The sequence below is a fragment of the Nostoc sp. ChiQUE01b genome (assembly GCF_034531255.1).
Lineage (GTDB): Bacteria > Cyanobacteriota > Cyanobacteriia > Cyanobacteriales > Nostocaceae > Nostoc.
This window is the reverse complement of record NZ_JAVRBM010000150.1, coordinates 1-9,832: the sequence shown is the minus strand read 5'-3', so window position 1 is coordinate 9,832 and position 9,832 is coordinate 1. Positions and strand designations below refer to the sequence as shown.

The 9,832-nt window shown below is 41.1% G+C and carries 11 protein-coding genes; 4 read left to right on the top strand and 7 right to left on the bottom strand.

All coding sequences use genetic code 11. The annotated features are described in order from the left end of the window. Positions 1-74: 74 nt before the first annotated feature. Complete coding sequence (locus tag RMY63_RS40365; protein ID WP_322734044.1) at positions 75-527, bottom strand: Panacea domain-containing protein; 453 nt, start codon at positions 525-527, stop codon at positions 75-77. Positions 528-914: 387 nt separating this feature from the next. Between RMY63_RS40365 and RMY63_RS40360 the strand changes: the two genes are divergently transcribed. After that, the gene (locus RMY63_RS40360; RefSeq protein WP_322734043.1) at positions 915-1,679 is read left to right on the top strand and encodes an ABC transporter ATP-binding protein; all 765 of its coding nucleotides are present in this window, start codon (positions 915-917) and stop codon (positions 1,677-1,679) included. A 66-nt stretch (positions 1,680-1,745) separates the two neighbouring features. Here the strand turns inward: RMY63_RS40360 and RMY63_RS40355 are convergent, their stop codons facing one another. Then, entirely contained in the window at positions 1,746-2,276 is a 531-nt protein-coding gene (locus RMY63_RS40355) for an orange carotenoid protein N-terminal domain-containing protein (protein WP_322734042.1), read from the bottom strand. A 216-nt stretch (positions 2,277-2,492) separates the two neighbouring features. Between RMY63_RS40355 and RMY63_RS40350 the strand changes: the two genes are divergently transcribed. Continuing rightward, positions 2,493-2,870: a hypothetical protein gene (locus RMY63_RS40350; RefSeq protein WP_322734041.1), complete on the top strand. Its 378-nt coding sequence runs from the start codon at positions 2,493-2,495 to the stop codon at positions 2,868-2,870. Between the two features lie 152 nt (positions 2,871-3,022). On the opposite strand, the gene RMY63_RS40345 is transcribed toward RMY63_RS40350, so the two are convergent. Together RMY63_RS40345 and queG are read right to left on the bottom strand one after the other, a co-directional pair. Next, a complete protein-coding gene (locus tag RMY63_RS40345; RefSeq protein ID WP_322734040.1) occupies positions 3,023-3,658 on the bottom strand; it encodes an HAD-IA family hydrolase in 636 nt (211 codons plus the stop codon). After that, positions 3,633-4,610 carry a tRNA epoxyqueuosine(34) reductase QueG gene (gene queG / locus RMY63_RS40340; RefSeq protein ID WP_322734039.1) on the bottom strand — a complete coding sequence of 326 codons (978 nt, stop codon included), beginning with the start codon at positions 4,608-4,610 and terminating at the stop codon, positions 3,633-3,635. Before queG ends, RMY63_RS40345 begins: the two co-directional genes overlap by 26 nt. 348 nt (positions 4,611-4,958) lie before the next feature. On the opposite strand from queG, the gene RMY63_RS40335 reads away from it, so the two are divergent. Next, positions 4,959-5,390, top strand: coding sequence for a ketosteroid isomerase family protein (locus RMY63_RS40335; RefSeq protein ID WP_322734038.1), 432 nt, complete (start codon positions 4,959-4,961; stop codon positions 5,388-5,390). Between the two features lie 171 nt (positions 5,391-5,561). Here RMY63_RS40335 and RMY63_RS40330 read toward each other — a convergent pair whose 3' ends face one another. The 3 genes from RMY63_RS40330 to RMY63_RS40320 all read right to left on the bottom strand — a co-directional run bounded on the left by RMY63_RS40330 (position 5,562) and on the right by RMY63_RS40320 (position 8,547). Then, on the bottom strand, positions 5,562-5,987 hold the full coding sequence (locus tag RMY63_RS40330; protein WP_094351551.1) for an ATP-binding protein: 426 nt from the start codon (positions 5,985-5,987) through the stop codon (positions 5,562-5,564). Between the two features lie 3 nt (positions 5,988-5,990). Continuing rightward, positions 5,991-7,664, bottom strand: a complete 1,674-nt coding sequence (locus RMY63_RS40325; protein WP_322734037.1) for a SpoIIE family protein phosphatase — start codon at positions 7,662-7,664, stop codon at positions 5,991-5,993. Positions 7,665-7,827: 163 nt separating this feature from the next. Further along, on the bottom strand, positions 7,828-8,547 hold the full coding sequence (locus RMY63_RS40320) for a response regulator transcription factor (RefSeq protein ID WP_322734036.1): 720 nt from the start codon (positions 8,545-8,547) through the stop codon (positions 7,828-7,830). A gap of 427 nt (positions 8,548-8,974) precedes the next feature. Between RMY63_RS40320 and RMY63_RS40315 the strand changes: the two genes are divergently transcribed. Beyond that, entirely contained in the window at positions 8,975-9,730 is a 756-nt protein-coding gene (locus RMY63_RS40315; RefSeq protein ID WP_322734035.1) for a WecB/TagA/CpsF family glycosyltransferase, read from the top strand. Positions 9,731-9,832 lie beyond the last annotated feature (102 nt).

Here is a 9,832-nt window from a genome sequence, read left to right as displayed (position 1 = left end):
GAGGTATGCCCAGTTGAGCAAATTCATACATAGCAAGCTTTTTGTGCTTTCCTATTCGTCGAACTCACGTCTTTTTAATCCTTTTCTTCGGCACGAGATCCGTAATACTCCTTCATCCACTGTTTCCGAATAACTTCGCTGGAAGCTTCATCAGGTGGTAAATTTCCTCTGGCCAAATTCCACGGTGTCTCAGCATGAGTCATTTGCTCTAGTTCATAAGCATCGCAAGCAAAGTACTCTTGTGCAACCTCATCTAGAAACTCTTGAACCTCTTGCAGGAATTTTGGGTTAGCATCTTCTAAAATTGGTTGCCATCCAAAAAGCCTATACTTTTGGTACAAAGCAGGTATTACAGGCCCATGTATCCAAGCTTGAAAATCCTCTGGGAATAGAGGAGTGTCATTGAGTGCAAGATGCCAAGCCTGAGCATAGTACACAAGCTTTTGCAGCTTTAGATTACTGATAAAAGAACCTGTTTCATTTGCTAACCAGATAAAGTAATCTGCTACGTTAAAACATGACAACACTACAACCACCTCCTCTTCAGTCTGTTAGATAATAACTAGCTTTTATTTGCTCTAAATAGATCAGCTTACAGAGTTATCACTAGCAAGAGCTAGGAAGAATTTTTTTGCTTCTTATAGTTTAATTGTACTAAAAAAATCGACGTGCATACAATAGTCGCTAACTCACTGAAAAATTAGAACGCTTAGGCGTAGCCCAACCTAAGCATTGCCTATAATGCTGCTTTGGAAGTTTATACCTGCATTGCTTTTCTTTACAACCATGCCCAAACTTTATTGGCATAGGTTGGCTGATAACTAAGCGTATTATCCTAGAGATAAGAAGTAAAAAGCAGTTTGTCTTAAGACATCGCTATAATTGCGTCTCTACCACTTAATAACTAAATCCTTATGGCAAACACTATTTCAATTACCGATTCTCTAGTTGCTAATCCCGTCCCTAAATCAACAATTATTCGTTTGGAGAATATCTTTAAAATATATGGCAGTGGCGAAACTGAAGTCAAAGCACTTAACGATGTTAATTTAACTATCCACGAGGGCGAATATTGTTCAATTATGGGGCCGTCTGGTTCAGGTAAATCCACAGCGATGAATATTATCGGCTGTCTAGACCGACCCACAGGCGGACATTATTACTTAGATAATATAGATGTGGCGCAAATGGATGATAAATCCTTGGCACACATTCGTAATAAAAAGCTGGGCTTTGTCTTCCAACAATTCCATTTATTACCCCAACTCACAGCATTAGAAAATGTGATGCTACCAATGGTTTATGCTAGTGTGAGTCCCAAAGAAAGAAGCGATCGCGCCACAGTTGCACTGACACGAGTAGGTTTAGCAAATCGCCTCAACAACAAACCAACTCAACTATCTGGTGGACAACAACAAAGAGTAGCGATCGCGCGGGCGATCGTCAATCGTCCCGTGGTACTTCTCGCCGATGAACCCACAGGCGCACTTGATTCGCGTACAACCCAAGAAGTCTTAGATATTTTTGGCGAACTCAATGCCAGTGGAATTACAGTTGTCATGGTGACACATGAACCAGAAGTTGCCCGTCAAACCCAGCGCATAGTTTGGTTCCGTGATGGTCAAGTAGTACACTCTAACCTTACCCCAGCCGACTTGAGTCAGTTAGCTGTCTCGTAGGTTCCTAAAGTCCGCAGAGGCAGACTTTAGTTTGTGTAGGTAGCAACTTCTAGTCACCAAAGCTGATTACAAACTTGATGTTTTCCCAGTTTCTGCTTGCGTTGCGATCGGCTTAACATCGGTGTAACCCACTTCACCAGCTATTGTCCGAAACACTGACATTTGCTCTTCAAAATCTAGTCCTTCGATTTGGGAAAGCAGATCGTTAACTGCCTTACTTGGCTGGTAGCTAGCTGGTATTCCAACCACCGTATCTCCCATAGCTACTGCCCAAGCATACCAAACTAGCAGCTGGTTATTTTCTTTTATCGCTCCATAAGCACGAGAATATTCTGTGTCTTTGCGGTTAACAATATCCCGCATAATTTCTAGTTGCTGATCGTCGGATAATTTAAAATAATCTCCTAGCAGAAGTGGTGCTAACTCTGGTTCGGCCGCAGCGGGAGCAGCTGGCGTGATCGAATCACCCATTTTTTTATAAGCAAAATAGAACCAGGCTAATTTAGCATCGGTATCTAAGGCGTTAAACTCATCCACCAATTTTTGAGTTTCATTGCTCTGAGCTTGAGAAATATTTTTATCGTAACTTGCAGTCATAAATTTATTTCCAAGGAAATGTAATAGGCCAAACTAAGTGTTACCAGAGTTTGAGGATCAGCTTCTACTACCGATAGAAATAGTTAAATTAATTAAAAATCGCCGCTTTAATCTACCTTTTAATAGAGGTAAAAGTCTCCCCCAGGAAGCAAGAAAGCAGCACATTACTTCGCTATGATTGCCCTAGCAATAAAAAATTTACCTAAGGTTTTAATTATGCCTGATGAAGAAGTGAAGCCCAATTTAAATGAAGCTTCCACCCAGGATGCACAATTAGCTGCCGATAGCATAGCTAGTGGTGAAGAAAAAGCACCAACGGTGGATTTTGATGCTGATTATGCAGCTGCACAAAAATTCAGCGCTAGTGAGGTTGATCGCACAGGTAAAGGTGCAACGGCAGCTGAAGCAGCTACTGCACCTAAGCAGAAAACCTCTCAGCCACAACAGACAACAACTCAAACTCAGTCAACCGGTAATCCTGATGATTTTATAGAGTCAGCAAAAGAAGTTGGGAATTCTAAAACAGAGGCTGCTACTAATGTCAGTGATGATTTAGTAGAAGAAGCTTTGGAAAAGGGCGAACGGAAAAATTAATTTTTCCTAAAATCTTACTATTTTGTAAAATGGGTAATGTCACAAAATAAGATAATTGAAGTTATCGACATTGGTAGACATTGCCCAATCTACTATTTTAATCAATTGTCAATTATTAAAATTCTCACAATCGACTTTTGACTATTTATTAACTAACGACTATTCATCACTTCTAGTAGTTCGCTAGGTTGCTGAATTAAATAATCTGGATTTTGCTTGGCTAGTACTTCCGGTGAGTTAAAACCCCAAGTGACTGCAATCACTTGGATATTTGCTTTTTTTGATGCTTCTATATCTCTAGTTTCATCTCCAACATAAATAACTTCTTGAGGTTTGAGCTGCTTTTGCCTCAAGACATTATTGATGATAGTTGTTTTGCCAAAAATTGTAATTCCTGAGTAAATAAAATCGAATAGGTGATTTAAATCATTGATTGTCAGGAATTGTGTAACATTTTCTTTAGAATTAGAAGTGATAATACCCAGTTTATATCCTTGATTTTGGAGTTCTGCTAATGCTTCCTTAATTCCGGGAATTGGCTTTAATTCTGGGATTTTGTTTTTTAATTCCCCTTTAACTTGTTTAACTAGAAAAGGTATCTTAAATAAAGAAACTCCTGAGTACTTAATGATTTCTCTAGATGTTAAGTTTTTGAGGAAGGCTAATTGTTCTGGGCTTATTTGTCTATAACCAAAGTCTCCAGCTAAACGATTAGCAATACTTACAAGGGCATCTACTGTATCAGCGATTGTGCCATCAAAATCAAAAATAATCACTTTCTGGGTCATTCTTATGCCTGGATGCGTCAAGATTAGCTAGGGCGTTGCGTCGTAACATTTCTGGCTTAATCCGCCGCAAGGCAGATGCTGGAAAACGTTTATCCCACTCCCGATCTGAGATTTGGGCTAATTCTAGCAGGTGGGGAGCAATATTCCCAGGATAGGGCTGAAACTCTGCAATATCAGTTGTTTGGGCAAAACGTTGATTCCAAGGACAAACATCTTGGCAAATATCGCAACCAGCAACCCAACCTTGCAAATGAGGTGCGATCGCCTCTGGCAATTCCTCGTCCCGATTTTCAATTGTATGATAAGCAATGCAACGATTAGCATCGACAACAAAAGGCTGAGTAATTGCACCTGTGGGACAAGCCTGAAGACAACGAGTACAGCTACCGCAGTGTTCTGTGTGTGGGCGATCGCTCTCTAATTCTAAATTGGTCAACACTTCTCCCAAAAATACCCAAGAGCCATATTCTGGTGTAATCACATTACCATTCTTGGCAATCCAACCAATTCCGGCAAGTTGAGCCAACACTTTATCTTGCACTGGGCCAGTATCTGCATAATAAAGAGCTAATACGCTTGCATCAAGTGATTTTAGCCATATAGATAGCTGCTTAAGTTTTTTATGCATTACCTTGTGATAATCTCTTCCCCAGCCATAACGGGAAATTTTGGCGTATTCCTCACTTTCAGGACGTTGATGTGGTGTGTAGTAATTCAGCGCTACACACACTAGCGATCGCACTTCTGGCATCACTAAGCGGATATCCTGACGCTTTGGATTAGCCATCCATTTCATATCAGCGTGATAACCTAGTTCAATCCATGCTTGCAACCTCTGCGCTTCTTCTGTGGCATTTACCCGATCTAAAGCAGTAATTCCAACTTTGTGAAAGCCCAGCTCGCTGGCTTTTTCTTTCACCAGACTGCTGCTCGTTACAGAATACTGATTCATTTTTTTATCTGGATTTTGCCCAAATTAAGGCGCTACAATTTTACACTATGTAGCCAATAACTTTAATTAAGATTTGTTACTTACCTGACATATAAGACTCATATTTGATTGCGTAAAAAAACTCAGTACACCTTTATTCCTTCTTCCCAGTCCCCAGTCCCTGGTCTCTACGAGTAATTCAGAAATCAAATCGGATTGCTATATAGCCCGTCTTAAGTTACGTACTATCTCAAGACTTCTATCGTCAGGAAGATTTATTAATATGTAGCAATCTATCTCAACAGCAGCTTTTATTTTAACTATTTTTGTATTGAAATTAATATTCAGATAGCATATACAGGTAATTTTATGACCTCTGCTGAATTTATATCGCCAGCGCAGTTTAAAGAAGAATTCCAGATTGAGGGAATTACAGAACCAAGCGTACTGCGTTATTTTGAAACCTTAAATGCAGGAGAATTTGAGGCAACTGCTGCCTTATTTGCGATAGATGGTGTGATGCGTCCGCCATTTGAATCTGATATTGTGGGGCCAGATGCAATCGCAGCCTACTTAAAACAAGAAGGTCAAAACATCAAAGCTTACCCGAACACAGGAATAGCCGAAACTTTAGAAAATGGAGATATCCAAGTCCAGGTAACAGGCAAAGCACAAACTTCGTGGTGTAGTGTCAATGTCTTGTGGCTATTTATCCTCAACCAACAACGGCAAATTTCTTATACTAGAATCAAACTTTTAGCTTCCCCTAAAGAGTTACTTTCTTTACGTCGTGAAAAGTAAATAAGTAAGTCGGTAGAAAAAAACACAACTATGTTAAGAAAGATAAATGAGGCTAAAACCTTTTCCCTTCGCCTTGTCTACGACACGCTGCGCGATCTGCTTCCTGCCTCATATTCTGAATTCTGAATTCTTCCTCATAAATAGCATGACTTGAAAAATAGTAACTTTTGTCTATTGGACTAATTCGGGTAAAGTAGCTTCTAACTTCAGACAGTTGGCACCATTAACCTGCAACTTGTAATCTACTTTATCCATAAGACGATTCATAATCAGCCAACCATAACCACCTTCTTGCTTTTCCATCGGATTTGGAGCGTAGTAGTTAGACATATCAAAGCCTTCGCCGTAGTCCCAAATTTCTAGGGCAAAATCCCGGTCTTTCACTTCTAAACGTAGTAAGATGGGTAAATTTGGTTGGTCTTTGTGGGCATGACGGACTGCATTAGAGTAGGCTTCCACTAAAGCCAGTCTCAAACGACTTGATTGCCGCGACCAATCCACAGATTCCCCTAGCTGAATTTTCAAACATCCCAACAACCAGTTTTCAACAATATTCAGAAAATTCAAGTCGCTTGGTACATGAAGCTCACTTTTCATGAGTTACAAAATCTCCAGTGAAAGTATAGTTTGATCGTCTTCTTGAACGTGATTATCTGCCTGGATGCGAGCTAGTAAATGGTTAAGAGAAAGTGGTTGTTGCTCTTGTTGTAAGAGTTGCCAAAGACCATCTTGATTCAGCATCGAACGGTTCACTGACTCAACCCCAATCTCAGTTTTTACTGTTGAATCAGGATTATTTGATACCATTGCTTCTGTGATTCCATCGCTGGCTAGTAGCAATGTGTCTCCAGCAGCGAGAACCAAGCGACCAGACTGTGCCTGCCACTTAGGCAAAATCCCCAAAGGAACGCTGCGAATTTTCAGGTAATTAGGATTTTCGGCTAAAGTCGAGCAACGCGACCATAATATTGGATAAATATGACCGGCATTAGTGTAGACTAGTTCCTTAGTACTAGGGGTATAACAAGCTAACACAAGAGTGACAAAATAATTGTTGCTAATTAAATCTTCACTGAGAGCGTGGTTGAGGTTCTGCATGACCACATTCGGCTCTGCTGGTGTTTCTTGAGATAATTCTCGGCGCAAAACTGAAATAATACTAGCCATGAATAAAGCTGCTGGGACACCCTTGCCAGAAACGTCACCCACTGCCAACCACAAGTCGCCTTTAGGATGGACAAAAACTTCAAAAAAATCGCCTCCGACTTCGCGCGCCGGATAGCAGCAAGCTTGTACCTTCACACCTTTAATGTCAGGTAAACTTTGGCGTAGCAGGTTGTATTGAATTTGGCGAGCCACCTCTAACTCAGTGTGAATCTGCTGTTGCTTTTCTTGGAGGCGTTGGTAGAGTTTTGCTTGGGAGAGGGCTAAGGCTGCTTGTTCGGCAACACCTGCAATTAGTTGGATGTCTTCGTCTTCCCAAGGGCGATCGCGTCCCCATTGGTGGAGGGTCAGCACAGCCAACAGATGCTGATGGTAGCTAAGTGGCACAACTAGGTGGTGACTAGGATTACCGTTATATATATCTTGAGCAAGTTGATAATGACGGGTTTCCAGCACCTTTTCTATTAAAACACTGGAGTCAAAGAAGCAATCTAATACATCAGATTTCGGATCGCGGTAGAAAAACTCGTCTTGTGTGAGGCGATCGCCCTCTACTGGTTTGAGCAAGCAACTGGTAGCTTCAAATGTTTCTCCAATAGTTGCGACAATCTTTTGCAGCATACTATCGTAGTCTAAAGATTCCCGAATTGCTGTTGTTACCGCATTAAATAAAGATTCTCGCCGTAGGGCCCGACGCAACTCTTGGGTGCGCTTCTTAACTAGGCGATATATATCAGTGGCTTGCTCAACTAAGCCTCTGAGCCGTTCTGGATTCCAGGGTTTGGTAATGTACTTGAATACCTGACCGGAGTTAATCGCATCCACCAAATCTTCGACATCAGTAAAACCAGTTAACAAAATCCGAATCGTGTCAGGAAAGCGCTCTACAGTGCGACTAAAAAATTCAGTCCCATTCATTTCTGGCATTCTTTGGTCAGAAATAATTACCGCCATTTCGCCAAATTGATCCAAGATTTCCAGAGCACCAAAGGCATGATTGGCTTTATATACTTGAAAATCTCGCCTAAAAGTGCGGTAGAGTAAATCTAGGTTATCTGGCTCATCATCTACCACCATGAGCTTAAGTTTGTCCGTCCCAATCTCAGCCATATTTGACTTTTGTTTTCATATATTTGAATGGCGAGATAGTATGATGTTTATCCCACCTAATAAATAAAAGAAAATCAGAGAAGCCATTCACTTTGAAAATATAACTTTTCCAAGTTGTGAGTTTCCCTTGATTATCCTCAATTGATCCACACCAAAATTAAATTTATCCAACTAACCCAGAACGCAAGGCGCGGACTGCTGCTTGGGTACGGTCATCGGCACATAGCTTATTCAAAATATTGCGAACGTGAGTTTTAACAGTGCCAACTGTGATGTAAAGTCTTTCCGCAATTACTGCATTACTACAACCTTCGACAATCAACTGTAACACTTCCAATTCCCTTTCTGTCAGGGTGTAAGGTTGAATTCCTTCCAGATTCTCAAAAGAATCTGGGTCAGGAGCAATAGTCTTAGAATCGACCAAAGCCGATTCCAACTTTTGAGGATTTTGTTGCGCTTGTTGCAATACAATCCGAGCGATCGCCGGATCGATCCAGGCGTTGCCATTGTAAGTTACTCGCACTGCTTCCAGCAAATTATCGAATTTGATATCTTTCATACAGTAAGAGTCTGCACCAGCGGCAAAAGCTGCCAACACTGCTTCTTTGTTATCCCGCAACGTCAAAATTAATACCTTGGTAAGTAGCTGGTGTTCATTAGTAGTAGATTTTACCTCCCGTGTTAACTCAATGCCATCCTTATCTGGTAAACCAATATCTACAATGGCAATATCTGATTGTAGCATTTTTAACATTTTTAGACCCTCAGCAGCATTAGCAGCTTCACCTACAACTTCAATTTCATTCTTTTGCTGTAGTGCTGTACGAATACCCACACGAGTTAGGTCATGATCTTCAATCAGAGCGATACGAATTTTACTCATAGCCAACTTCAGCCCGTTACACTATAACCATAAAGTCGAGTTTCGTGACATACTCCCACACTAACTGCAAGCAGTATAGTCGGGGCTTCTATTCCCGGAACCAGAGTTGCGAGTTGAGCGTTTTATACTGAGTGAATATTACACTTTAATAATAAAAGTTGGAGTGGTTCAGTCCCAGTACAAGCGCCCAAGATTAATAGACAGAGGAGTGAAAATAATTATGTGTTATTTAAAACCCTTATATATACGTAGCAGTACTACGTATATCCATTCTTGTTCACTCTTATGTCTATTTAGTTTAATTATGCTTTCTCTTGTTGCAGGGCAAAGGGGAATCTCTTTTGCTTAAGTTCTAATATATATAAAAAAATTTGATAAACTTAACATTTATGCAAAATCTGGTGTGAGTATTACTTAAGAATAGGCTATGTCTAACGGCAATCAAGCATTTTCAGTGTTGGGAATACCAGTTCATGTGATGGCTGACTATCCAGGCTGGTTGTTAGAATGCCTGCATACAGGCAGAGGAACTCATGTCGTAACGCTCAATGCAGAAATGACTATGCAGGCAGAGCGAAATCAATTATTAGCTCAGGTGATTAAAAATGCTGAACTCGTGATTCCAGATGGAGCCGGGGTTGTTCTGTATTTACGATGGCTGCTATGGCAAAAAGTGCAGCGTTTTCCAGGGATTGAATTAGCAGAAAAACTTTTGCAAGCCCTTGGGCAACAGAAGACAGGGACAAAAATATTTTTCTATGGAGGAGCGCCTGGAGTAGCGGCAAATGCGGCAGATTTTTGGCAGCAGCAAATTCCAGATTTGAATATAGTCGGCACTCATTCAGGCTACCATTCTCCACAAGAAGAAGCACTATTGCGACAAACTCTAGCTCAATTACAACCACAAGTGATTTTTGTTGGTTTGGGGGTGCCGCGTCAAGAGTTATGGATTGCCGAAAACCGCCATTTGTGTCCCCAAGCAATTTGGATTGGCGTTGGTGGCAGTTTTGATATTTGGTCGGGAACTAAAACTCGCGCTCCCGCCTGGTTAGGAAATAATAATTTGGAATGGTTGTATCGCCTTTATCAAGAACCTTGGCGCTGGCGGCGGATGTTGGCTTTGCCAGCGTTTGCTGTGAAAGCGTTTGTTTATCGTTTGACAGCAAGGGGTGCAATTAGTTAAGAGTGCTGAGTTCTGAGTGCTGAGTGCTGAGTGCTGAGTGCTGAGTTCTGAGTGCTGAGTGCTGAGTGCTGAGTGCTGAGTGCTGAGTGCTGAGTGCTGAGT

Bases quoted from the DNA above. Each gene is read 5' to 3' on its own strand.
- RMY63_RS40360 (WP_322734043.1), top strand. From the start codon at position 915: ATGGCAAACACTATTTCAATTACCGATTCTCTAGTTGCTAATCCCGTC.
- RMY63_RS40355 (WP_322734042.1), bottom strand. From the start codon at position 2,276: ATGACTGCAAGTTACGATAAAAATATTTCTCAAGCTCAGAGCAATGAA.
- RMY63_RS40350 (WP_322734041.1), top strand. From the start codon at position 2,493: ATGCCTGATGAAGAAGTGAAGCCCAATTTAAATGAAGCTTCCACCCAG.
- RMY63_RS40345 (WP_322734040.1), bottom strand. From the start codon at position 3,658: ATGACCCAGAAAGTGATTATTTTTGATTTTGATGGCACAATCGCTGAT.
- queG (WP_322734039.1), bottom strand. From the start codon at position 4,610: ATGAATCAGTATTCTGTAACGAGCAGCAGTCTGGTGAAAGAAAAAGCC.
- RMY63_RS40335 (WP_322734038.1), top strand. From the start codon at position 4,959: ATGACCTCTGCTGAATTTATATCGCCAGCGCAGTTTAAAGAAGAATTC.
- RMY63_RS40330 (WP_094351551.1), bottom strand. From the start codon at position 5,987: ATGAAAAGTGAGCTTCATGTACCAAGCGACTTGAATTTTCTGAATATT.
- RMY63_RS40325 (WP_322734037.1), bottom strand. From the start codon at position 7,664: ATGGCTGAGATTGGGACGGACAAACTTAAGCTCATGGTGGTAGATGAT.
- RMY63_RS40320 (WP_322734036.1), bottom strand. From the start codon at position 8,547: ATGAGTAAAATTCGTATCGCTCTGATTGAAGATCATGACCTAACTCGT.
- RMY63_RS40315 (WP_322734035.1), top strand. From the start codon at position 8,975: ATGTCTAACGGCAATCAAGCATTTTCAGTGTTGGGAATACCAGTTCAT.